The organism is Enterobacter cloacae complex sp. AR_0002 (assembly GCF_001922365.1).
Classification (GTDB): Bacteria; Pseudomonadota; Gammaproteobacteria; order Enterobacterales; family Enterobacteriaceae; genus Enterobacter; species Enterobacter hormaechei_C.
This window is the reverse complement of record NZ_CP018814.1, coordinates 2,118,815-2,141,726: the sequence shown is the minus strand read 5'-3', so window position 1 is coordinate 2,141,726 and position 22,912 is coordinate 2,118,815. Positions and strand designations below refer to the sequence as shown.

Genomic DNA, 22,912 nt, shown 5'->3' with positions numbered 1-22,912 from the left:
AAACGGCAACCTCAGGGTTGCCGTTTTGCTTTTACCTAACTGTGCTTGTTCTTCAATTCAAATCTCGGCGACACCAGACCGTACAGCGTCCAGCCCATAAAGGTCACCATCGCACCATACAGCATCGCTTCCTGGCCGGAGGAATAGAGCGCATAGAAGCTGTAAATTGCGCCAATCAGCGCCACAATATTGGCCGCACGGGCTTTGCGCGGATCAACCTTCGCCACCTTCTGAATAATCACCAGCGCCGCCATCGACAAAATGTACGGAATGATGTTCGTCACCACCGCCAGGTTGACCAGCACGTTAAACTGGCTGTTCAGTGACGGGCTGATGGTCATCAGCGACAAACCACTCTGGAAGATGACAATCGCCAGCATCCCTTGCACAGGTGCATCCGCTTTGGTCACGCGGGAGAAGATTTTCGGGAAATAGCCTTCGTCAGCCGAGGATTTAAACACCTGAGCGATGGTGAACTGCCAGCCCAGCAGCGAGCCGCAGCAGGACATCACCATCAGTCCCATGATCACTTTCCCTACCTCCGGCGTAAACATCTGCGCAAACGCCAGCCCGAACGGCGCCGTGGAGTTGGCCAGATCCATGTTGGGCACAATTCCCGCAATCACGTTGGTCGAGACGATATAGATCACCGCCGCCCCCAGCGTCCCGCCGAGTACCGCGATCGGCACATTTTTCTCCGGGTTTTCCACCACTTCCGCATTCGCACAGGCTGACTCCAGCCCGAGGAAGGCCCACAGCGTCATGGCGATGGACGATCCCACGGCAGTGAAGAACGGTACGTGATGCGGATTCCAGGAGTTGGCGTACAGGGTCGGGCTGAACCAGAACCAGCCGATGATGCACAGGCCGACAACCGGGATGATCACGCCCCAGACGGTAATGCTGCTAAGTTGTCCGGTGATGCGCGCGCCGCCAAAGTTGGCGACGGTACAGATCCACAGCACGCCGATGGTTGCCAGCCCAATCTGCACCGGGGTCAGCGTCGCCCCAAACAGCTCCGTACCGTAACCGACAGCGGAAATGGCAATCGCCACGTTGGCGATCAGCAGCGACACGCCGTTGGTATAGTTCGCCATAAAGTTACCGGACTTACCGAACGCATATTCGGCATAGCCACCCATCCCGCCGGACTTGCGGCTGAACATTCCGCACTTGGCAAAGGCCCATGCCAGCGCCATCGAACCCACGGCGGTAACAAGCCAGGAGATAATCGAAATCGTCCCCACTTCAGCGAGCTTGGTGGGCAGCATGATGATCCCCGAACCCATCATATTCACCATGGTGAGAATAGTGAGTTGCACCACGCCCATCTTGTTGGCCTTACTCATAATTTTTCTCCTTTCAGCAGCGATGGCTGAGCGGCAGGTTGTTTGATGACGTAGCAGCGCACCTGTTTGCGACCGTCACACTCCTCGACGTAAACCCCCTGTAACTCCGGCGCAAAGCCCGGCAGCAGATTGATCCCGTCTTCCAGCGCGGCGAAGTAGCGCAGCACGGAACCGCCCCAGACTTCCCCCGGAACCACGCACAACACCCCCGGTGGGTAAGGCAGCGCGCCTTCCGCGGCGATACGGCCTTCCGCGTCGCGCAGGGACACCAGCTCGACCTCACCGCGCAGATAGGCATAGTTCGCCTCCTGCGGGTTCATCATGACGCGCGGGAAGTGAGACCTGCGGAACATCTCTTTTTGCAGCTGCTTCAAGTTATGGCGGGCATAGAGGTCGTGCATCTCCTGACAAATCTGACGCAGGGTATAATCCGCATAACGTTCCGGATGTTGCTTATAAAGAGAGGGCAGAACCTCTTTCAGCGGCACATCGCTCTGGAGCAGTTTTTCGAAGCGCACCAGCTGGGCGACGAGCTGCTGCAATTTGCCCATGTCCTCCGCCGGGGTGAGCAGGAACAGAATGGAATTGAGGTCGCATTTTTCCGGCACGATGCCGTTTTCACGCAGGAAGTTGGCGAGGATGGTGGCGGGCACGCCGAAATCATCGTACTCGCCGGTGCGGGCGTTGATGCCTGGCGTGGTCAGCAGCAGTTTGCAGGGATCGATAAAATACTGATGCTCGGCATATCCCTCAAAGGCGTGCCAGCGTTCGCCCGGAACAAAATGGAAGAAGCGCAGATCGGTAGCAATCTCTGCCGTATCCCAGCTTTCCCATGGACGGCCATCCACCGTCTCTGGCACGAACGGACGAATAAACTGACAGTTCTGAAGGATCAGTTTTCGCGCTTCGATACCGGTCACCACGCAGTCCATCCACATGTTGCGCCCACTTTGCCCCTCGTGCATGCGGGCGTTGATATCCAGGGCGGCAAACAGCGGATAGAACGGGCTGGTGGAGGCGTGCATCATAAAGGCGTTGTTGAGGCGCTTATGCGGGACATAGCGCGCCTGGCCTTTTATATGGCTGTCCTTCTTATGGATTTGCGAGGTTTGCGAGAAGCCCGCCTGCTGCTTATGCACCGACTGGGTAACCAGAATGCCCGGATCGTTTTCGTTCAGCTCCAGCAGCAGCGGCGAGCAGTCGGCCATCATCGGGATAAACTGCTCGTAACCCACCCAGGCGGAGTCAAACAGAATGTAATCGCACAGGTGACCAATCTTATCCACCACCTGACGGGCGTTATAAATGGTACCGTCGTAGGTGCCCAGCTGGATCACCGCCAGACGGAACGGACGTTCATCCCGCGCGCGACCAGGCGCGACCTCTGACACCAGTTCCCGCAGGTAACTCTCGTCGAAACAGTGTGCGTCAATACCGCCGATAAACCCGTACGGGTTGCGCGCCGTTTCCAGATACACCGGCGTCGCGCCTGCCTGTAACAGTGCTCCGTGGTGATTAGATTTATGGTTATTGCGATCGAACAGCACCAGATCGCCTGGCGTGAGGAGGGCATTGAGCACCACTTTGTTGGAAGAGGAGGTGCCGTTCAGCACGAAGTAGGTTTTATCCGCATTAAAGACTTTTGCCGCATGCTGTTGGGCGATGCATGGCGCGCCTTCATGGATCAGCAGATCGCCCATTGCCACGTCGGCATTGCACAGATCGGCGCGGAAAAGCGTTTCGCCAAAGAAATCGACAAACTGGTTTCCGGCCGGATGGCGGCGGAAGAACTGGCCTCCCTGATGTCCGGGGCAGTCAAACGCACTGTTCCCCTGCTGGACGTAATCGACCAGCGCGCGGAAGAACGGCGGGCGGAGCTGGGTTTCGTACTTCTGCGCAGCCGCTTCAAGCTGGCGCCCGTAGTACGCATTGCTGGTGTCGGAGTACTCAAAAACGCCGTGAATACGCGACAGAAATTCAGCCGGAACCCTTTCTTCTTTATGCGTGGCAATAAACACCGGAATACCGAATCCCGTGGCTTCTATTTCTTCTATGGCGCCATTGAAAATATCGCAGACGGCCAGAACCACGGCTGCCACATCAATATAATCCGATGCGGTGATATCCACAATGTCGCGCGAAGTGGTAAAGCATTCAGGGCAGGCACGGCTGACGGCAATTTTTAACGTTTTCATCTTTATCTCTTTATTTCAGGCAATATGGGGCCCTCGACTTCTTGCGGTAAAGAAATCGATTATTTCCGGAAAAAAAAAGCAAAGCGTGTCCGCTGATACGAAATCAGTTAATTGCTTTTTTGCTGAGTAGAATTCAGTCCGCCCGGTTGCGGAGAATCTGAATCACAAGGAATGAGCGCAGGTGTTCACAGGCAACAGCCTGTAAAATAGCGTGTTTCAGGATAACCTGTAAGCAGATGCGCCAGAAGTCGAAGGACTACCGGGCGTTAAAGAGATGAAAGTCAAAACAGTTTCGGTGGGCAAACATCATGATATGTGTTGTCCGCCTTATATGGGGCATTAAACGATTATTGTTTTCCATGTTCAATTTCCTTTCAGTAATTGAAAGCATGGTCATTTTATCCAGGAAAAAGGGATTAACTGTGAAACAGATCACCAATAACCGATCATTTCAGAAATAATTAGTCGTTTTGAGTGAATAACGCAGATCAAAATGCCGTTTTGTTGGTTCGGTGTTAAATTGATGTTTTAATTGTGTTTAAAGAGGGAGAATATAGCCGTGAAAATAATCTCATCGTTATTTTCATGGCTATATTCAGGTTGGTAAGTTTTTATTTAAAATTAAAGTGAATACTTATTCAGATCATAAACCGATATCCGATACCGGTTTCTGTTAATAAATGACGAGGACGCGCGGGATCGGCTTCAAGCTTCTGGCGAAGGTGTCCCATATAAATGCGTAAATAGTGACTATGCTCGACAGCATTCGGCCCCCAGACCTGGCTTAACAGCTGTCGCTGCGTTAACACTTTACCATGGTTATTGAGCAGCACGGCCAGCAGACGAAACTCAATAGGCGTAAGGTGGATCTCTTCTTCTCCTCTTACGATGCGGCGTGCAGCAAGATCGACGCGGATATCGCCAAAGGCGTACACCGGGTCGGAAGGGGAGGTGGCACTGTGTCGACGCAGCGCCACACGAAGCCGGGCCTGTAACTCGCCAATGCCAAACGGTTTGATCAGATAATCATCCGCTCCGGCATCCAGTGCGGCGATTTTATCCGTCTCTTCGGTGCGGGCAGAGAGCACCAGAATAGGCATCTGGCTCCACTGACGCACCTCACGAATAAAATCGATGCCGTCGCCATCCGGAAGTCCCAGATCCAGGATCACCAGATCTGGCTTGCGGGTCGCGGCTTCAATCAACCCTCGTTGAAGCGTTCCGGCTTCATGAACGCGCAAACCGTCGCCTTCCAGCGCGGTACGCAGAAATCGGCTGATAGCGAGCTCATCTTCAACAATCAGAACGTTAATCACAAATCCTCTGGTAATTCATCAAGTTCTGGTGGGCTTTCCAGAGGAAGTGTAACACAAAAGCGTGCCCCACCTTCCGGGCGGTTCTCTGCGGAAATGGTGCCGCCATGCACGTCGACAATCGCCTGGCAGATCGCCAGCCCCAGCCCAACGCCAGGAATGGCGGATTCCTTATTACCGCGCGCAAATTTTTCGAATATGGCGCGCTCCTGTCCGGCCGGAATACCCGGCCCGGTATCCCAGACGTCGAGCCGCAGCACACGTTTATCCACCCTGGCAGCAATCCCCAGCCGGGCCTTTGCCCCGGCGTATTTAGCGGCATTTTCCAGAAGATTAATCAGCACGCGCTCAAACAGCGGGCCATCCACATGGATTAACGTCAGGGGTTCCGGCATGTCCAGCTCAATATGGCGCCCGCCGAGACCCGGCTCCAGCATCTTCAGCGCACTGCCGACAACCTCCTCAAGGGTGAGCCACTCTTTTTTGAGGTTAAACCCGCCGGACTGAATGCGCGCCATGTCCAGCAGGTTGTTCACCAGGCGCGTGGTATTCAGCACGTGCTGGCGAATTTCGCTGGCCTGCATCGCGTGCTTTGATCCTTCCGCCGCCAGATCCAGCGTCAGAATTTCGGACTGGCCAAACAGCACGGTAAGCGGCGTGCGCAAATCGTGAGACAGCGCTGCCAGCAGCGAGTTGCGAATACTTTCGCGCTCGCTTGCCAGCCGCGCCTGCTCTTCGCTGGCGGTGAGCGCCAGCCGTTCAAGGGCGCTGGCGACCAGCAGGGTGAAGGTTTCAAGCAGGCGCTGCTGCTCGGGGATCATCAGCTGACGCAGGTTAGACGGCTCGACGATGACCAGCCCGTGATTTTTATCCGCGCTGCGCAGCGGCAGGATCTGGTAAGGCACGCCGGGCAGCGTGTCGGTGCCGGCGCCGGCAGGTAAACCCTTATCGAAACTCCAGCGGGCAATCGCTTCATCCCAGGGCGTCATCCCCGAAGGGGAGGTCAGCGGGCGAAGGCGCCCTTGTTCGTCGGGGAGCAAAATCAGGTTACTGGCATGAAAGGTCGAACGGATAAACTGCTCGCTGGTCTGCACGATATCTCGCTGCGTGCGGCCAACCGCCAGCGATTTTGACATTTCATACAGATGGCGCGTGCGCTGCTCGCGATAGCGGGCAATGCGTGCCTGGTAGCGCACGCCTGCCGTCAGATTCCCGATCACCAGCCCGACGGTAAGCATCACGGCAAAGGTCAGAATGTACTGCACGTCCGAGACAGCAAGCGTCCCGCGCGGAGCAATAAAGAAGAGATCGAAGCTGATGACGTTGATCACCGTCGCCAGCACCGACGGCCAGCGGCCATAAAAGAGCGCGACCACAACGACGCCGAGCAGATAAATCATGACCAGATTGGCGGCGTCGAAGGCGATGAGCCACTGGCTGGCAATCACCGTAATCAGGGCGCAGAGGACCACGGCCACCATGCAGCCCCGGATCTGAATGCGCCATTTATCGCCAAAGGTGCGAGCGTCCGGCGTACGGTTGGGCAGGGGGGCGGGCTTGTCATCCAGCGCGACGATGACTAAATCAAGATCCGGCGCGCGGCGGGCCAGCCTGTCGGCAAAAGATTCGCGGCTAAACCAGCGGCGGTGCTGGCGACGTCCAATGACAATCTTGCCCAGGTTGTGCTCCCGCGCGTAGCGCAGAATGGCTTTATCTTCCTGCGGATCGGAAAGGGTTGCGGTTTCGGCGCCCAGCTCCTGCGCCAGCCGCAGCGCGCTCAAAATGGCGCGGCGCTGATTTTCCGGCAGGCCATGCAGCTGCGGCGTTTCGACGTAGACCGCGTGCCAGACGCTGCCAAACTTCGCTGCAAGCCGGGCGGCGGTGCGAACCAGTTTTTCGTTGCCGCTGCCGTGACCAATGCATAACAGAATGGCGTCCCGCGTGTGCCAGACGCGCTCTTGTCCCTGTAGGTCTCGCCAGGCGCGCATCTGGTCATCAACGCGATCGGCGGTGCGGCGCAGGGCCAGCTCGCGCAGGGCAATCAGGTTTCCTTTGCGGAAAAAATGTTCGATGGCGCGTTCGGCCTGGCCGGCAATATACACTTTGCCTTCATGCAGGCGCTGGCGCAGATCGTCCGGCGGCAGGTCAACCAGTACGACTTCATCGGCAGAATCAAAAAACGGATCGGGGACGGTTTCCCGCACCTGGATACCGGTTACGCCGCTCACCACGTCGTTCAGGCTTTCCAGGTGCTGAACATTCACCGTGGTGAAGACGTCAATGCCTGCCTCAAGCAGCTCCTCAACATCCTGCCAGCGCTTCGGATGGCGGGAGCCTGGCGCATTGCTGTGCGCCAGTTCGTCCATCAGGATCAGGGCAGGGCGGCGGGCGAGGGCGGCATCAAGATCAAACTCCGTGACCAGCCGCCCGCGATGGCTGATACGCTGGGGCGGCTGCGTCGCCAGCCCCGTCAGCAGCGCAGCAGTCTCTTTGCGACCGTGGGTTTCCACCACGCCGATGAGAATATCAAGCCCCTGCGCCCGAAGCCGCTGGGCTTCCGTCAGCATGGCGAAGGTTTTCCCGACACCCGCGCAGGCGCCGAAAAAAATTTTCAGCTTGCCACGGTGGGCTTCAGCCGTCTGTTCAAGCAGCCTGTCCGGATCCGGGCGCATGGGCTCGTCGGTCATTTAGTTCTTCCTTAGCGCATCCAGCGCCAGATTCAGCTCAACAATGTTCACTACCGGCATGCCGATGAAGCTGACCAGCGGCTTTTGCGTATGTTCTGCAACCAGCTGGCTCACCTGCTCGACGGTCAGCTGACGGGCGGCGGCCACGCGAGGGATCTGCCAGACCACCGCGTCCGGCGTCAGGCTGTAATCCAGCCCGCTCGCGGAGGCGGTGACCAGCTCAACCGGCACCTCACGGCTGGCCTGCGGATTCGCAGCGCGCAGGGCGGCAACGCGTTCAGCAATGGCTTTGTCCAGGTCAGGGTTACTGCCCGCCAGATTGCTGCCGCCGGAGGCCATTGGATTATACGTGCTTTCCGCAGTGGCGGAAGGGCGTCCCTGGAAGTAGCGTGGGTCCGTAAAGTTCTGCCCAATCAGACGCGAGCCGCGGTTTTCACCGTTCTGGATAATCAGCGAGCCGTTGGCCTGATCCTGAAACCACCACTGGCCCAGCGCGGTAGTCATCAGCGGGTAAAGCCCGCCGGTAATCAGAGACAGCAGAATAAACAACAGTATAGCGGGACGTAACATCGTCATTGGATCCACCTTTTAAACCAGCCCGAACAGCGTTAGCAACATGTCGATAACCTTGATCCCAATAAAGGGCACCACCAGCCCACCCAGACCGTAAATCCACAGGTTACGGCGCAGCATGGCGGCGGCCGTCAGCGGCTTATAGCTCACCCCTTTCAGCGCCAGCGGAATAAGAAAGACAATAATCAGCGCGTTGAAGATCACCGCGCTCAGAATGGCCGAGGCCGGAGAGTGCAGGTGCATCACGTTCAGGGCATTTAGCTGCGGGTAGGTTGCCGCAAACGCCGCCGGAATGATGGCGAAATACTTTGCCACGTCGTTGGCGATACTGAACGTGGTCAGCGAGCCGCGCGTCATCAGCATCTGCTTCCCGATGTGCACCACCTCGATCAGCTTGGTCGGGTTCGAGTCGAGATCCACCATGTTGCCCGCCTCTTTTGCCGCCTGGGTACCGGAGTTCATTGCCACCGCCACGTCGGCCTGCGCCAGCGCCGGGGCGTCGTTGGTGCCGTCGCCGGTCATCGCCACCAGACGACCTTCCGCCTGATACTGGCGAATGAGCGCCAGCTTTGCTTCCGGCGTCGCTTCGGAAAGGAAATCATCCACGCCCGCTTCGGCGGCAATGGCCGCCGCAGTCAGACGGTTATCCCCGGTGATCATCACCGTTTTAATGCCCATCTTACGCATCTGGGCGAAACGCTCTTTTATACCGCCTTTAACGATATCCTTCAGAGCGATCACCCCCAGAACGCTTGCACCTTCCGCCACCACCAGCGGGGTTGCCCCCTGACGCGCCACGCTTTCCACCAGATGGTCGACTTCCGGGGGGAAGTGTCCATTATTGGCTTCAATATGACGGCGAATGGCATCAACGGACCCTTTACGGATCATCCGGTCCTGAATGTTAATGCCGCTCATGCGGGTTTGCGCCGTGAAGGGAACGAACGTAGCGTGCAGGCTTTGTACGTCGCGCTGGCGCAGGTTAAAGCGCTGCTTGGCGAGGATCACGATACTGCGGCCTTCCGGGGTTTCATCGGCCAGCGAGGAAAGCTGCGCCGCGTCAGCCAGCGTTTTTTCATCCACGCCGGGAGCAGGTAAAAAGTCAGAGGCCTGACGATTGCCCAGGGTGATGGTCCCGGTTTTATCCAGCAGCAGCACGTCTACGTCCCCCGCCGCTTCAACGGCGCGTCCGCTGGTGGCGATGACGTTAGCGCCCAGCATACGGCTCATCCCCGCCACGCCAATCGCGGAAAGCAGGCCACCAATAGTGGTGGGGATCAGACAGACCAGCAGGGCGATCAGTACGGTGATGCTGACCGCTGTACCGCCGTAGGCGGAGAAGGGCCACAGGGTCGCCGTTGCCAGCAGGAAGACAATGGTGAGCGCCACCAGCAGAATGGTCAGGGCGATCTCGTTCGGCGTTTTACGACGCTGTGCGCCTTCCACCATGGCGATCATCCGGTCGAGAAAGGTTTCGCCCGGGTTAACGCTGCACTGGATCACCAGCCAGTCGGAAAGAATGCGCGTTCCGCCGGTAACTGAGGCGAAATCTCCGCCCGACTCACGGATCACCGGTGCGGATTCCCCGGTAATGGCGCTTTCGTCTACCGACGCGCCGCCCTCAATCACTTCCCCGTCGCAGGGGATGATGTCGCCGGCTTCCACCAGCACCACGTCACCTTTACGCAGTTCATCCGCCGGTACGTGGTCCATGTGCGCGCCGTATTTAGGTTCGCGTAATTTGCGCGCAAAGGCGGTTTTTTTGACCCCTTTCAGACTGTTGGCCTGCGCTTTACTGCGGCCTTCCGCCAGCGCTTCGGCGAAGTTGGCGAACAGCACGGTAAACCACAGCCACAGGCTGATGGCGCCGGTAAAGGTTGCATTCCCCAAAAGGTGTCCCGTTCCCATGGCAATCGCCAGTACGGTGGTGAGTAAACTTCCAGTCCAGACAATAAACATCACCGGGTTGTGCCACTGGACGCGCGGGCTCAGTTTTTTTACCGCATCCATGAGGGCCTGACGAACTAAGGTCGGTTCGAGCAGGGCCAGTTGTTTACGACCCATGAAAAATTCTCCGCAAAATCAGCGTAAAGAGAGATACTCCGCAACCGGGCCTAACGCGAGGGCGGGGATAAAGGTCAGGGCACCTACCAGCAGAACGGTGCCAATCAGCAGGCCGACGAACAGCGCGCCGTGAGTCGGTAACGTACCGGTGGTGGTCGGCTGGATCTTCTTATTCACCAGTGTTCCGGCGATCGCCATGACGGGAATAATCACGCCGAAACGACCGACGAACATGCAGAACGCCAGCAGACAGTTCCAGAACGGTGAGTTGGCGCTTAACCCTGCAAAGGCGCTGCCGTTGTTGTTTGCGGCAGACGAAACGGCGTAAAGCACTTCGCTAAAGCCGTGAATGCCCGGGTTAAAGATGCCGCTGCGCCCGGCGTCGGTCATCAGCGCCAGCGCGGTACCGAGCAGCACAAGGGCGGGGGTGACCAGGATCGCCAGCGCGGTTAATTTCATTTCGCGGACGTCGATTTTTTTGACGAGATATTCCGGCGTGCGGCCGATCATCAGCCCGGCGATAAACACGGCGAGCAGGACGAACAACAGCATGCCGTACAGCCCCGAACCGACCCCACCGAAAACTACCTCGCCAATCTGCATCAACCACATCGGGATCATGCCGCCGAGCGCGGTGAAAGAGTCATGCATGGCGTTCACCGCCCCGCAGGAGGCCGCCGTGGTGACCACCGCATAGAGGCTGCTGGCAAGAATGCCGAAGCGGCTCTCTTTGCCTTCCAGGTTGATATTGCTGTTAGCCCCCAGCTGCATGAAGTGGCTGTTGCCGTTCCATTCGGCCCACATCACCAGTGCTACGCAGACCACGAAGATTAACGACATGGCCCACAGCAGCGTACGGCCCTGGCGGCGATCGTTAACTACATCGCCAAAGGCGAAGCAGAGCGCGGTGGGGATCAGGAAGATTGCCAGCATCTGTACAAAATTGGTTAACGCCGTTGGGTTTTCAAACGGATGCGATGAATTGGCGTTGAAGAAGCCGCCCCCATTGGTGCCCAGCATCTTGATTGCTTCCTGCGACGCCACCGGCCCCATTGGCAGGAGTTCCCTGGCCCCTTCAAGCGAGGTGAAAGGGGTATAAGGCAGCAGGTTTTGCAGAGTGCCTTGCTGAATAAAGAACAGGGCAATAATCAGCGCAACAGGCACCAGGATCCAAAGGGTGATGCGTGTGACATCAACCCAGGCGTTGCCGAGAGTGCTGACATTCTGACGGGCAAACGCGCGCGTCAGGGCGAAGATCACCGCGATACCGCTGGCCGCAGAAAGAAAGTTCTGCACGGTTAACCCGGCCATCTGGCTGAAGTAGCTGAGCGTGGTTTCACCGGCGTAAGACTGCCAGTTGGTGTTGGTGACAAAGCTGACCGCCGTGTTCAGTGCCAGATGCCAGGATAACCCCGGTAAATGCTGCGGGTTCAACGGCAGACTGCCCTGGAGTATTAGCAGCGTAAAGAGGGCAATAAGCCCCACGATATTCAGAAGCAGTATCGCCATCAGGTATTGGCGCCAGTTCATTTCCCGGTCGCTGATACCTGAAATGCGCCAGAGCACATTTTCAATATTTCGCGTGCCCGGCAATGGCACGTTGTTTATCAGCCGCGCCAGCGCTGTTCCCAGCGGCCTGGCGAACACAAACAGTACCAGTAAAAAGCTGGCAATAAGCAAAAACGCCTGAGCAGCCATCAGAATGCCTCCGCATTAATCAGGGCATAAATCAGATAACCCAATAACAGGAACACCAGCACGATGCCGGCAATCAGACCTGCACTCACACTCCACCTCCGGGTGACTTTTGTTGTTGTACAAACGGTAGGATTTGTGGCGCAAAGATTTCGCAAAAATCAGAAGGGCAGGTGTAAAAAAAGTATAAAAAAGCGAAAAGCCACAATTTAACTATTGGTAAGTAAATCGTTAACTTTTTTGTAACTTAATTACAGGCATGAATGTAAATATTCACGAAATGGATGAAAATAAGTGGTCGGATGAGTAGTAAAATTACAAACAAAGCGGTATTATTTTAACCAGGTCACAGATTTCACATTTTCCGGAGACGGTTTCCGGCCAACTACAGGGGAGAAAAATATGGATCTTTATAAAGAGTTTCCGGCTCATATCATTTTCATGCGTCGCACTTTCGCCGTTGTGGCTGGCGTGCTGGCCCTGCCGGTGATGTTGTTCTGGAAAGATCGCGCACGTTTCTACAGTTACCTGCATCGCGTCTGGGCGAAAACCAGCGAGAAGCCGGTGTGGATGGATCAGGCCGAGAAAGCAACCTGCGATTTCTACTGATACGGTGTGACATCGTAGCCATAAAAAAACCGCCTACAGCAAAGTGGCGGTTTTTTTGTCCCTCGGGATTCGCGGTCCGTTGGGTAATCTTGCAGCCCCTACCCGGGATTTTTATCATACCCTTCTTTAAAAAGTTCGCAATCCACTTCACCTTTATAAATTCCTAATTTTACTGAAATAACTTACTTTTGGCGTTGGTGTTAATTATGATGCCACGTCCCTTTCCGCCATCTCGCAAATGGGCATCGGTCCTGGGAAAGGTGTATCCATAGCCGTAAAGCAGCCCACCTACCCGGGCTTGTGTCCACCGATTTATCACCGGTGGTGATAGGTGGAGCGGTTAGCAGCAGGGACCGCATAGTGAAACGCTATTTATGCATCGCGTTCATTGTCGCCAGCGCACTCGTTGTAAAGTGTGATAAACCGGATGTGTTTATTGCCTTTACCCCGATAGTGCAGGACAAGTAGCGTTAAGGCCGCCTCGGGCGGCCTTTTTTATTTCATCCCGTCTACACTTCATGGCAAAGTAGTTCAATGCATGCCTTTTTCCTTTTACGGCATGCCCTTACGGACATAATGGACAATTGCCAGGAGTTTTATGCCCACCCATCTGGTTTGGTTTCGCGCGGATTTACGCATTCACGACAACTTCGCTCTCGCGGCGGCCTGCCGCGCTAAAGACGCGAATGTGCTGGCCCTGTTTATCGCCACGCCTGAACAGTGGCGGCAGCATGACATGGCGCCCCGGCAAGCGGCACTGCTCAGCGCGTATCTGAATGACCTGCAACATTCACTGGCCGAAAAAGGCATTCCGCTGATCTATAAAGAGGCTCATGATTTTGCCGCTCAGCGTCAGACGGTGCAGGCAATCTGCCAGCAGTACGCAGTAACGCATCTTTATTACAACTATCAGTATGAATTCAACGAGCAGCAGCGGGATCGTCAGCTGGAGAAATCCCTCGCGGGCGTGGTCTGTGAAGGCTTTGATGACAGCGTGATGCTCGCGCCTGGCAGCGTAATGACCGGCAGTCACGAGATGTATAAAGTTTTCACGCCGTTTAAAAATGCCTTTATCAAACGCCTGAAAGAGGGACTACCTGAGTGCGTTACCGCCCCGTCCGTGAGAGGGGAAACGATAACGGATCTGCCGGCGATCAGGCTGAATTATCCCCAGCAGTCGTTCGATGAAACAGTGTTCCCCGCCAGCGAGAAAGCGGCTATCGCCCGGTTGCGTCAGTTCTGCGCGCAGGGGGCGGTTGAGTACGAGGCGCGTCGGGATTTTCCAGCGATTGAAGGCACCAGCCGCTTGTCGGCCTGTCTAGCGCTGGGCGCGCTCTCTCCGCGCCAGTGTTTACATCGCCTGCTGGCGGAACAGCCTCAGGCGTTAGACGGGGGGGCGGGCGCAGTGTGGCTGAACGAACTGATCTGGCGTGAGTTCTATCGCCATCTGATGACGTATCATCCTGATTTGTGTAAACATCGGCCCTTTATTCGTTGGACCGAACAGGTACAGTGGCAGTCGAATGAGAAGCTGCTTAAGGCATGGCAGCATGGGCTTACCGGCTTCCCGATTGTTGATGCAGCTATGCGGCAGCTCAATGAAACCGGGTGGATGCATAACCGTCTGCGTATGATTACCGCCAGCTTCCTGGTGAAGGATCTGCTTATCGACTGGCGAACCGGAGAGCGTTATTTTATCTCTCAGCTGATCGATGGCGATCTGGCGGCGAATAACGGCGGCTGGCAGTGGGCGGCCTCCACCGGAACGGATGCGGCTCCCTATTTTCGGATCTTCAATCCGACCACGCAGGGACAACGATTTGACGCCGACGGCGAGTTTATCCGCCGCTGGCTGCCTGAGCTTAAGGATGTCCCGGCCAAAGCCATTCATGAACCCTGGGTATGGGCGGATAAACAGCGTGTTACCCTGAACTATCCCCGTCCCATTGTCGACCATAAACAGGCGCGCGTCGCCACGCTGGCGGCGTACGAAGCCGCCCGAAAAGTTTGAGAGAATGATGATGAAAAACAGTGAACTGGAGCGCCTGATTAACGAAAAACTCAACACGGCTTCGTTTAGCGACTACGGCCCGAATGGCTTGCAGGTGGAGGGGCGCGAGACGGTGCAAAAAATCATCACCGGCGTGACGGCAAGCCAGGCGCTGCTGGATGAGGCGGTGCGTCAGGAAGCCGATGCGGTGATTGTCCACCACGGTTATTTCTGGAAAAACGAATCACCGATTATTCGCGGCATGAAGCGCAACCGACTCAAAACGCTGCTGGCGAATGACATCAACCTGTACGGCTATCACCTGCCGCTCGATGCGCATCCTGAGCTGGGGAACAACGTTCAGCTTGCGCAACTGCTGGGGATTACCGTGAAGGGTGAAATTGAACCCCTGGTGCCGTGGGGCGAACTGTCGATGCCGGTTCCGGGTCTGGAGCTGGCCTCGTGGATCGAAGCGCGCCTGGGGCGTCGTCCGCTGTGGTGCGGCGACACCGGGCCGGATACCGTGAAGCGCGTGGCATGGTGCACCGGCGGCGGCCAGGGCTTTATTGACAGCGCGGCGCGTTTTGGTGTCGACGCCTTCATTACCGGCGAAGTCTCCGAGCAGACCATTCACTCAGCCCGTGAACAAGGCCTGCATTTTTACGCGGCGGGCCATCACGCCACCGAGCGTGGCGGCATCCGCGCCCTCAGCGAGTGGCTGACGGAAAATACCGATCTGGATGTGACGTTTATTGATATCCCTAATCCGGCCTGATGAGAGGTAGTTAAGTGCAGCGAGCGCGTTGTTATCTTCTGGGTGAAACCGCAGTGGTTCTGGAGCTTGAGCCTCCGGTGACGCTTGCCACGCAAAAGCGTATCTGGCGTCTGGCTCAGCGACTGCCCGAGCTACCCGGCGTGGTTGAAGCTATTCCGGGTATGAATAATATCACCGTGGTGCTGCGTGATCCGCACACGGGGGCGCTGGATGCCATTGAGCGTCTGCAACGCTGGTGGGAGGAGAGCGAGGCGCTGGAGCCGGAATCGCGGACGATTGAGATCCCGGTTGTCTATGGCGGCAAGGGAGGCCCCGACCTTGGCGTGGTGGCCGAGCACTGTGGATTAACGGAGAAGCAGGTTGTGGAGCTGCATAGCTCAGTCGACTATGTTGTCTGGTTTTTGGGATTTCAGCCGGGTTTCCCCTATCTGGGCGGGTTATCGCCCCAGCTGCATACGCCGCGCCGGGCTGAGCCGCGCCTGAGCGTACCGGCGGGCAGCGTGGCGATTGGTGGCGAGCAAACGGGAATTTATCCGCTCGCTTCACCGGGAGGCTGGCAGCTGATTGGGCACACGTCCACGCCGTTATTTGAACCAGGCCAGGACGCGCCCATACTCCTGCGGCCGGGGGATACGCTGCGCTTTATCCCGCAGAAGGAGGGAGTATGTTAACGCTTATTCGCGCAGGGCTTTACACCTCGGTACAGGATGCCGGGCGTTTTGGGCTGCGTCAGTCGGGCGTGAGCTACTGCGGTGCGCTCGATCGCCCTTCGCTGGAAATTGCCAACCTGCTGGTAGGTAACGCAGGCAGCACGGCGGCGTTAGAAATTACGCTGGGTCAGTGCGTGATTGAGTTTGGTCAGGAAACCTGGTTTGCCTTAACCGGCGCGGGCTGTGACGCAACGCTGGACGGCAAAGCGGTGTGGACCGGCTGGCGCCTGCGGGCGAAGGCCGGGCAGCGTCTGACGCTCAAGCGTCCTCTGCACGGCGTGCGCAGCTATCTTGCGGTAGCGGGGGGGATCGACGTGCCGGAGGTGCTGGGCTCATCCAGCACCGACCAGAAAGCGGGAATGGGCGGCCATGAAGGACGGCTGCTGCGCGACGGCGATCGTCTGCGAATAAAGACCTCAACGCGCCATTTCACCACCACGCAGGGCGTGAAACAGCTGCTGTGGGGGAACGTGATCCGCGCCTTACCAGGACCGGAATACCAGGAGTTTGATGAAGCCGCGAAAGAGTCTTTCTGGCGCTCGCCGTGGAAGATCAGCCCGCAGAGTAACCGCATGGGTTACCGGCTTCAGGGCCAGCCGCTGACCCGCACAACTGACCGGGAGCTGCTTTCCCATGGTCTGTTGCCGGGGGTGATTCAGGTGCCAGGCAACGGACAGCCCATTGTACTGATGAACGATGCGCAAACCACGGGAGGATATCCGCGTATTGCCTGCATTATCGAAGCGGATCGCTACCATCTGGCGCAAATTCCTCTCGGTCAGCCAATTCATTTTGTGCAGTGTTCGCTGGAGGAGGCACTGAAAGCCCGGCAGGATCAGCAGCGTTATCTCGAACAGCTTGCGTGGAGGCTCGATGGTAAAGATTGATTTAAACGCCGATCTGGGAGAGGGCAGCAGCGCCGATGCGGCGCTGATGACGCTGGTTTCCTCGGTGAATATCGCCTGCGGGTTTCATGCCGGCGATGCGCAGACTATGCTGGCGAGCGTGCGCAATGCCATGAAAAACGGCGTGGCGATAGGCGCTCACCCCAGCTTTCCGGACCGGGAAAACTTTGGCCGCACGGCGATGGATCTGCCGCCTGAGACGGTTTACGCGCAAATGCTCTACCAGATCGGCGCGCTGGAGGCGATAGTGCGCGCTGAGAATGGCGTGTTGCGCCACGTCAAGCCGCACGGCATGCTCTATAACCAGGCGGCGAAAGATCCGGTGCTGGCGGATGCCATTGCCCGCGCGGTGCGGGACTGCAATCCGCGTCTGGTGCTGGTGGGCCTGGCGGGCAGCGAGCTTATTCGTGCCGGCGAACGGCTGGGGCTGAGTACGCGGCAGGAAGTGTTTGCCGATCGGGGATACCTGCCGGACGGCAGCCTGGTTCCGCGCACGCAGGCCGGTGCGCTGATCACCGACGAAGGTAAAGCGCTGGCGCAGACGCTGGAGATGGTGCGCTTCGGGCGAGTAACTTCAACGGAGGGTACAACGGCAAACGTTCAGGCTGATACGGTGTGCTTACACGGTGACGGCGAGCATGCGCTCCAGTTTGCGCGACGTCTGCGAGCGGCGTTCTCGGAAGAGGGCATTGTTGTCAGCGCAGAATAATCATGAAAGGACAATAACATGCCAGAAGGTCCGGAGATCCGCCGCGCGGCGGATAGCCTGGAGGCGGCGATAAAGGGCAAACCTCTGACACACGTCTGGTTTGCCTTTCCTCAACTCAAACCGTTTGAAGCGCAGCTGGTGGGACAGACGGTGACCCATATTGAAACGCGCGGCAAAGCGTTACTCACCCACTTTTCCCATAACCTGACGTTATACAGCCATAATCAGCTTTACGGCGTCTGGCGGGTGGTGGAGGCGGACGAGCAGCCGCAAACGACCCGCGTGCTGCGCGTGCGGCTACAAACGGCGGATAAGGCGATCCTGCTCTACAGCGCTTCTGATATCGAAATGTTAACGCCGGAGCAGTTGCTCACGCACCCGTTCTTACAGCGGGTTGGGCCGGACGTGCTGGATATGCGCCTGACGGCGAGCGATGTGAAGGCCCGGCTGCTATCGCCCACATTCCGCAACCGGCAGTTTTCCGGCCTGTTCCTTGACCAGGCCTTACTCGCCGGGCTTGGCAACTACCTGCGGGTGGAGATCCTCTGGGAAGTCGGGCTGGCACCGCAGCACAAAGCTTCTCAGCTGAGCGATGAACAGCTGGAGGCGCTGTCCCACGCGCTGCTGGACATCCCGCGGCTGTCGTACAACACGCGTGGCATCGTAGATGAAAACAAGCACCACGGGGCGCTGTTCCGGTTCAAGGTGTTTCATCGGGCGGGGAAGAAGTGCGAGCGGTGCGGCGGGATTATCGACAGGATTATGCTCTCTTCGAGACCCTTTTACTGGTGTCCACATTGTCAAAAATAAACAAGCCGGGTGGCGGCTACGCCTTACCCGGCCTACGTTTCGCATTTGTAGGCCCGGTAAGCGGTAGCGCCACCGGGCTTAACTTTTAGCGCTTCAGGTCAGACTTAAAATCACGCTGCTCGTAGCCGGTATACAGCTGACGAGGACGGGCGATTTTCATGCCTTCGCTGTGCATTTCGTTCCAGTGCGCAATCCAGCCCACGGTACGCGCCATGGCGAAGATCACGGTGAACATGGAAGACGGAATGCCCATCGCTTTCAGAATAATGCCAGAGTAGAAATCGACGTTCGGGTAGAGTTTCTTCTCGATGAAGTACGGGTCGTTCAGCGCGATGTGTTCCAGCTCCATCGCCACTTCCAGCAGATCATCTTTGGTGCCCAGCTCTTTCAGCACTTCGTGGCAGGTCTCACGCATGACGGTCGCGCGAGGGTCGTAGTTTTTGTAAACACGATGACCGAAGCCCATCAGACGGAAGGAGTCATTCTTGTCTTTCGCGCGGCGCACGAACTCAGGAATATGCTCAACGGAGCTGATCTCTTCCAGCATCTTCAGTGCTGCTTCGTTCGCGCCGCCGTGCGCCGGTCCCCACAGGGAGGCGATACCCGCAGCGATACAGGCGAACGGGTTCGCGCCGGAAGAGCCTGCGGTACGGACGGTAGAGGTCGAGGCGTTCTGTTCGTGGTCAGCGTGCAGGATCAGAATACGGTCCATTGCGCGTTCCAGCACCGGGTTCACTTCATACTCTTCGCACGGCGTGGAGAACATCATGCGCAGGAAGTTACCCGCGTAGGAGAGGTCGTTGCGTGGATACACAAACGGCTGACCGATAGAGTATTTGTAACACATCGCCGCCATGGTAGGCATTTTGGAGAGCAGACGGAACGCCGCGATATCACGGTGACGTGGGTTATTCACGTCCAGAGAATCGTGGTAGAACGCCGCCAGCGCACCGGTAATACCGCACATAACCGCCATCGGATGAGAGTCACGACGGAACGCATGGAACAGACGGGTAATCTGCTCATGGATCATGGTGTGACGGGTCACGGTGGTTTTAAATTCATCGTATTGAGCCTGCGTCGGTTTTTCGCCGTTCAGCAGGATGTAGCACACTTCCAGATAGTTGGATTCGGTGGCTAACTGATCGATGGGGAAGCCGCGATGGAGCAGGATACCTTCGTCACCGTCAATGTAGGTGATTTTGGATTCGCAAGATGCGGTGGAGGTGAATCCAGGGTCAAAGGTGAATACCCCTTTGGAACCCAGCGTACGGATATCAATAACATCCTGACCGAGCGTGCCTTTTAGCACATCCAGTTCAATAGCATCATCACCATTTAGGGTGAGTTTTGCCTTTGTATCAGCCATTTACGGTCTCCTTAGCGCCTTATGCTTAAGACTGCGCTTTACCGGATTTGCTTTCAGCTGTTAATCATCGTTACCAGATTGTTATTTGGCTTACCGCTCAGCTCACGAGGAGAAACCAGGGTACAGAGCTATGGCGCCTTGCAGGTAAACGAATGAAATATCAGTGAAACAACAGCAAATCAGCGTTTTTGCAGTCCGAATTATTCAAACCTGTATATCACTAATAACTGTCCTGATAACTTCGGTCAATACCATCACACTGTTACATAACTATTTGTCAGGTGAAAGAGAGACCTCATAACTTTTGCGCATTATATGCCTTTTCTGATGACGTTTGTAACAATATTGTTTAACATTTGTCAAATCAGATGATTAAAATTTAAAAAGATGTTGTTATCGTGACCCCGATCACTGTTCCAGAGAAAACCCAACAAACTGTATGTAGGTTAATTGTAATGATTTTGTGAACGGCCTATACTGCCGCCAGGTCTCCGGAACACCCTGCAATCCCGAGCCACCCAGCGTTGTAACGTGTCGTTTTAGCATTTGGAAGCAATGTTTTGCATGACGCGCAGTTATAGAAAAGGAACGCTGTCTGACCCGCATCGCAGTCCGGAGGAAGGAAACAATAAGAACAGCATGTGGGCGTTATTCATGATAAGAAATGTGAAAAAACAAAGACCTGTCAATCTGGATCTCAAAACGATCCGATTCCCTGTAACAGCAATAGCGTCCATTCTGCACCGTGTTTCTGGTGTGATTACGTTTGTGGCGGTCGGTATCTTGCTGTGGTTACTGGGAACCAGCCTCTCATCCCCTGAAGGTTTCCTCCAGGCCTCAGCCATCATGAACAGCTTCTTCGTGAAATTTATCATGTGGGGCATTCTGACCGCGCTGGCCTATCACGTGGTTGGTGGCGTTCGCCATATGCTGATGGACTTTGGCTACCTGGAAGAGACGTTCGAGGCCGGTAAACGTACCGCTAACATTTCATTTGTGATCACTGTCGTGCTTTCACTTCTCGCAGGAGTTCTCGTATGGTAAGCAACGCCTCCGCATTAGGACGCAACGGCGTACATGACTTCATCCTGGTCCGTGCTACCGCCATCGTTCTCACCCTTTACATCATCTATATGATCGGTTTCTTCGCGACCAGCGGGACGCTGACGTGGGAAATCTGGAGTGGTTTCTTCGGATCGGCCTTCACCAAAGTGTTCACCCTGCTGGCCCTGTTCTCCATCCTTATTCATGCCTGGATTGGCATGTGGCAGGTGTTGACCGATTACGTTAAACCGCTGGCGATTCGCCTTCCGCTGCAACTGATTATTGTTGTTGCTCTGCTGGTTTACGTCATTTATGGATTTGTTGTGGTGTGGGGTGTGTAATGAAACTGCCAGTCAGAGAATTTGATGCTGTTGTGATTGGTGCGGGTGGCGCAGGTATGCGCGCCGCACTGCAAATTTCCCAGAGCGGCCAGACCTGTGCGCTGCTCTCTAAAGTATTCCCGACCCGTTCCCACACAGTGTCTGCGCAGGGCGGTATCACCGTTGCGCTGGGTAATTCCCATGAAGATAACTGGGAATGGCACATGTACGATACGGTAAAAGGTTCCGATTACATCGGTGACCAGGATGCCATCGAATATATGTGTAAAACCGGCCCGGAAGCGATTCTGGAGCTGGACCACATGGGTCTGCCGTTCTCCCGTCTGGAAAATGGCACCATCTATCAGCGTCCGTTTGGCGGCCAGTCGAAAAACTTCGGCGGCGAGCAGGCGGCACGTACCGCAGCGGCGGCTGACCGTACCGGCCACGCGCTGCTGCACACGTTATATCAGCAGAACCTGAAAAACCACACCACCATCTTCTCCGAGTGGTATGCGCTGGATCTGGTGAAAAACGCCGATGGCGCCGTGGTGGGTTGTACCGCCCTGTGCATCGAAACTGGTGAAGTGGTCTACTTCAAAGCCCGCGCTACGGTGCTGGCGACCGGCGGTGCAGGCCGTATTTACCAGTCCACCACCAACGCCCACATCAACACCGGTGATGGTGTCGGTATGGCTATCCGCGCGGGCGTGCCGGTCCAGGACATGGAGATGTGGCAGTTCCACCCAACCGGTATCGCTGGGGCGGGCGTACTGGTGACAGAAGGCTGCCGTGGTGAAGGTGGCTACCTGCTGAACAAACATGGCGAGCGCTTCATGGAGCGTTATGCGCCAAACGCGAAAGACCTGGCGGGCCGTGACGTGGTGGCGCGTTCCATCATGATCGAAATTCGTGAAGGCCGCGGCTGTGACGGCCCTTGGGGTCCACACGCGAAGCTGAAACTCGACCATCTGGGTAAAGAAGTGCTGGAATCCCGTCTGCCGGGCATTCTGGAGCTGTCCCGCACCTTCGCGCACGTCGACCCGGTGAAAGAGCCAATTCCGGTTATCCCAACCTGTCACTACATGATGGGCGGTATTCCGACCAAAGTGACCGGTCAGGCGCTGACCGTGAACGAGCAGGGCGAAGACGTGGTCATCCCAGGCCTGTTCGCGGTAGGCGAAATAGCCTGCGTATCCGTGCACGGCGCAAACCGTCTGGGCGGCAACTCCCTGCTGGACCTGGTGGTATTTGGTCGTGCGGTGGGGCTGCATCTCCAGGAATCTATTGCCGAGCAGGGCGCGCTGCGTGATGCGACCGACGACGAAATCGATGCCTCTCTTGAGCGCCTCAACCGCTGGAACGGCAACCGTAACGGCGAAGATCCGGTGGAAATTCGTAAAGCGCTGCAAGAGTGTATGCAGCACAACTTCTCGGTATTCCGGGAAGGTGACGCGATGGCCAAAGGGCTTGAGCAGCTGAAAGCGATTCGCGAGCGTCTGAAGAATGCCCGTCTGGACGATACCTCCAGCGAGTTCAACACCCAGCGCGTTGAGTGCCTTGAGCTGGATAACCTGATGGAAACCGCGTTCGCCACTGCGATGTCGGCAAACTTCCGTACCGAAAGCCGTGGCGCCCATAGCCGCTTCGACTTCCCGGATCGTGATGACGAAAACTGGCTGTGCCATTCCCTGTATCTGCCAGAGTCGGAAACCATGACGCGTCGTAGCGTTAATATGGAACCGAAACTGCGTCCGGCGTTCCCGCCGAAGATTCGTACTTACTAATGCGGAGA

The 22,912-nt window shown here is 56.6% G+C and carries 20 protein-coding genes; 10 read left to right on the top strand and 10 right to left on the bottom strand.

What is annotated here, in order from left to right:
• Window positions 1-35: 35 nt before the first annotated feature.
• From potE to kdpF, 9 genes are all read right to left on the bottom strand, one after another.
• The gene (gene potE, locus AM329_RS10545) at window positions 36-1,349 is read right to left on the bottom strand and encodes a putrescine-ornithine antiporter (protein ID WP_032608866.1); all 1,314 of its coding nucleotides are present in this window, start codon (window positions 1,347-1,349) and stop codon (window positions 36-38) included.
• Window positions 1,346-3,544 carry an ornithine decarboxylase SpeF gene (gene speF, locus AM329_RS10540; RefSeq protein ID WP_032608867.1) on the bottom strand — a complete coding sequence of 733 codons (2,199 nt, stop codon included), beginning with the start codon at window positions 3,542-3,544 and terminating at the stop codon, window positions 1,346-1,348. Before speF ends, potE begins: the two co-directional genes overlap by 4 nt.
• A 256-nt stretch (window positions 3,545-3,800) precedes the next feature.
• Complete coding sequence (gene speFL / locus AM329_RS10535) at window positions 3,801-3,905, bottom strand: leader peptide SpeFL (protein WP_003858645.1); 105 nt, start codon at window positions 3,903-3,905, stop codon at window positions 3,801-3,803.
• A gap of 277 nt (window positions 3,906-4,182) precedes the next feature.
• Window positions 4,183-4,860: a two-component system response regulator KdpE gene (gene kdpE, locus AM329_RS10530; RefSeq protein ID WP_003858643.1), complete on the bottom strand. Its 678-nt coding sequence runs from the start codon at window positions 4,858-4,860 to the stop codon at window positions 4,183-4,185.
• Entirely contained in the window at window positions 4,857-7,544 is a 2,688-nt protein-coding gene (gene kdpD / locus AM329_RS10525; protein WP_032657594.1) for a two-component system sensor histidine kinase KdpD, read from the bottom strand. Before kdpD ends, kdpE begins: the two co-directional genes overlap by 4 nt.
• Window positions 7,545-8,120 (bottom strand): potassium-transporting ATPase subunit KdpC, encoded by a 576-nt coding sequence (kdpC, locus tag AM329_RS10520; protein WP_032608872.1) that lies wholly within the window; start codon window positions 8,118-8,120, stop codon window positions 7,545-7,547.
• Between the two features lie 12 nt (window positions 8,121-8,132).
• On the bottom strand, window positions 8,133-10,181 hold the full coding sequence (kdpB, locus tag AM329_RS10515) for a potassium-transporting ATPase subunit KdpB (RefSeq protein ID WP_032608873.1): 2,049 nt from the start codon (window positions 10,179-10,181) through the stop codon (window positions 8,133-8,135).
• 18 nt (window positions 10,182-10,199) lie between these two features.
• Window positions 10,200-11,879 carry a potassium-transporting ATPase subunit KdpA gene (kdpA, locus tag AM329_RS10510; protein ID WP_032608874.1) on the bottom strand — a complete coding sequence of 560 codons (1,680 nt, stop codon included), beginning with the start codon at window positions 11,877-11,879 and terminating at the stop codon, window positions 10,200-10,202.
• Window positions 11,879-11,968: a K(+)-transporting ATPase subunit F gene (gene kdpF, locus AM329_RS25215; protein WP_003858638.1), complete on the bottom strand. Its 90-nt coding sequence runs from the start codon at window positions 11,966-11,968 to the stop codon at window positions 11,879-11,881. Before kdpF ends, kdpA begins: the two co-directional genes overlap by 1 nt.
• 310 nt (window positions 11,969-12,278) lie before the next feature.
• On the opposite strand from kdpF, the gene AM329_RS10500 reads away from it, so the two are divergent.
• The 7 genes from AM329_RS10500 to nei all read left to right on the top strand — a co-directional run bounded on the left by AM329_RS10500 (window position 12,279) and on the right by nei (window position 18,384).
• Window positions 12,279-12,485, top strand: coding sequence for a YbfA family protein (locus tag AM329_RS10500; RefSeq protein ID WP_003858637.1), 207 nt, complete (start codon window positions 12,279-12,281; stop codon window positions 12,483-12,485).
• Between the two features lie 598 nt (window positions 12,486-13,083).
• A complete protein-coding gene (phrB, locus tag AM329_RS10495; protein WP_022650613.1) occupies window positions 13,084-14,496 on the top strand; it encodes a deoxyribodipyrimidine photo-lyase in 1,413 nt (470 codons plus the stop codon).
• A 10-nt stretch (window positions 14,497-14,506) separates the two neighbouring features.
• Window positions 14,507-15,250, top strand: coding sequence for a type 2 GTP cyclohydrolase I (locus tag AM329_RS10490; RefSeq protein WP_032610191.1), 744 nt, complete (start codon window positions 14,507-14,509; stop codon window positions 15,248-15,250).
• Window positions 15,251-15,264: 14 nt separating this feature from the next.
• The gene (pxpB, locus tag AM329_RS10485; RefSeq protein WP_003858633.1) at window positions 15,265-15,921 is read left to right on the top strand and encodes a 5-oxoprolinase subunit PxpB; all 657 of its coding nucleotides are present in this window, start codon (window positions 15,265-15,267) and stop codon (window positions 15,919-15,921) included.
• On the top strand, window positions 15,915-16,847 hold the full coding sequence (gene pxpC, locus AM329_RS10480; RefSeq protein WP_023315643.1) for a 5-oxoprolinase subunit PxpC: 933 nt from the start codon (window positions 15,915-15,917) through the stop codon (window positions 16,845-16,847). Before pxpB ends, pxpC begins: the two co-directional genes overlap by 7 nt.
• Complete coding sequence (gene pxpA / locus AM329_RS10475; RefSeq protein WP_023324328.1) at window positions 16,834-17,574, top strand: 5-oxoprolinase subunit PxpA; 741 nt, start codon at window positions 16,834-16,836, stop codon at window positions 17,572-17,574. The genes pxpC and pxpA overlap by 14 nt, the downstream gene beginning before the upstream one ends.
• 18 nt (window positions 17,575-17,592) lie before the next feature.
• A complete protein-coding gene (gene nei / locus AM329_RS10470) occupies window positions 17,593-18,384 on the top strand; it encodes an endonuclease VIII (protein ID WP_032608878.1) in 792 nt (263 codons plus the stop codon).
• Between the two features lie 85 nt (window positions 18,385-18,469).
• On the opposite strand, the gene AM329_RS10465 is transcribed toward nei, so the two are convergent.
• Window positions 18,470-19,753 (bottom strand): citrate synthase, encoded by a 1,284-nt coding sequence (locus AM329_RS10465; RefSeq protein WP_003858624.1) that lies wholly within the window; start codon window positions 19,751-19,753, stop codon window positions 18,470-18,472.
• Window positions 19,754-20,392: 639 nt separating this feature from the next.
• Here AM329_RS10465 and sdhC point away from each other — a divergent pair.
• Genes sdhC through sdhA form a run of 3 tightly spaced genes read left to right on the top strand, consistent with a single transcriptional unit; the run spans window position 20,393 to window position 22,904 of the window.
• The gene (gene sdhC / locus AM329_RS10460) at window positions 20,393-20,797 is read left to right on the top strand and encodes a succinate dehydrogenase cytochrome b556 subunit (protein ID WP_026080740.1); all 405 of its coding nucleotides are present in this window, start codon (window positions 20,393-20,395) and stop codon (window positions 20,795-20,797) included.
• Window positions 20,791-21,138, top strand: coding sequence for a succinate dehydrogenase membrane anchor subunit (gene sdhD / locus AM329_RS10455; RefSeq protein WP_003858621.1), 348 nt, complete (start codon window positions 20,791-20,793; stop codon window positions 21,136-21,138). Before sdhC ends, sdhD begins: the two co-directional genes overlap by 7 nt.
• The gene (gene sdhA / locus AM329_RS10450) at window positions 21,138-22,904 is read left to right on the top strand and encodes a succinate dehydrogenase flavoprotein subunit (protein WP_003858619.1); all 1,767 of its coding nucleotides are present in this window, start codon (window positions 21,138-21,140) and stop codon (window positions 22,902-22,904) included. Before sdhD ends, sdhA begins: the two co-directional genes overlap by 1 nt.
• Window positions 22,905-22,912 lie beyond the last annotated feature (8 nt).

Bases quoted from the DNA above. Each gene is read 5' to 3' on its own strand.
- sdhD (WP_003858621.1), top strand. From the start codon at position 20,791: ATGGTAAGCAACGCCTCCGCATTAGGACGCAACGGCGTACATGACTTC.
- potE (WP_032608866.1), bottom strand. From the start codon at position 1,349: ATGAGTAAGGCCAACAAGATGGGCGTGGTGCAACTCACTATTCTCACC.
- kdpA (WP_032608874.1), bottom strand. From the start codon at position 11,879: ATGGCTGCTCAGGCGTTTTTGCTTATTGCCAGCTTTTTACTGGTACTG.
- sdhC (WP_026080740.1), top strand. From the start codon at position 20,393: ATGTGGGCGTTATTCATGATAAGAAATGTGAAAAAACAAAGACCTGTC.
- kdpD (WP_032657594.1), bottom strand. From the start codon at position 7,544: ATGACCGACGAGCCCATGCGCCCGGATCCGGACAGGCTGCTTGAACAG.
- kdpC (WP_032608872.1), bottom strand. From the start codon at position 8,120: ATGACGATGTTACGTCCCGCTATACTGTTGTTTATTCTGCTGTCTCTG.
- AM329_RS10500 (WP_003858637.1), top strand. From the start codon at position 12,279: ATGGATCTTTATAAAGAGTTTCCGGCTCATATCATTTTCATGCGTCGC.
- phrB (WP_022650613.1), top strand. From the start codon at position 13,084: ATGCCCACCCATCTGGTTTGGTTTCGCGCGGATTTACGCATTCACGAC.
- speFL (WP_003858645.1), bottom strand. From the start codon at position 3,905: ATGGAAAACAATAATCGTTTAATGCCCCATATAAGGCGGACAACACAT.
- AM329_RS10465 (WP_003858624.1), bottom strand. From the start codon at position 19,753: ATGGCTGATACAAAGGCAAAACTCACCCTAAATGGTGATGATGCTATT.
- nei (WP_032608878.1), top strand. From the start codon at position 17,593: ATGCCAGAAGGTCCGGAGATCCGCCGCGCGGCGGATAGCCTGGAGGCG.
- sdhA (WP_003858619.1), top strand. From the start codon at position 21,138: ATGAAACTGCCAGTCAGAGAATTTGATGCTGTTGTGATTGGTGCGGGT.
- pxpC (WP_023315643.1), top strand. From the start codon at position 15,915: ATGTTAACGCTTATTCGCGCAGGGCTTTACACCTCGGTACAGGATGCC.
- pxpA (WP_023324328.1), top strand. From the start codon at position 16,834: ATGGTAAAGATTGATTTAAACGCCGATCTGGGAGAGGGCAGCAGCGCC.
- speF (WP_032608867.1), bottom strand. From the start codon at position 3,544: ATGAAAACGTTAAAAATTGCCGTCAGCCGTGCCTGCCCTGAATGCTTT.
- AM329_RS10490 (WP_032610191.1), top strand. From the start codon at position 14,507: ATGAAAAACAGTGAACTGGAGCGCCTGATTAACGAAAAACTCAACACG.
- kdpB (WP_032608873.1), bottom strand. From the start codon at position 10,181: ATGGGTCGTAAACAACTGGCCCTGCTCGAACCGACCTTAGTTCGTCAG.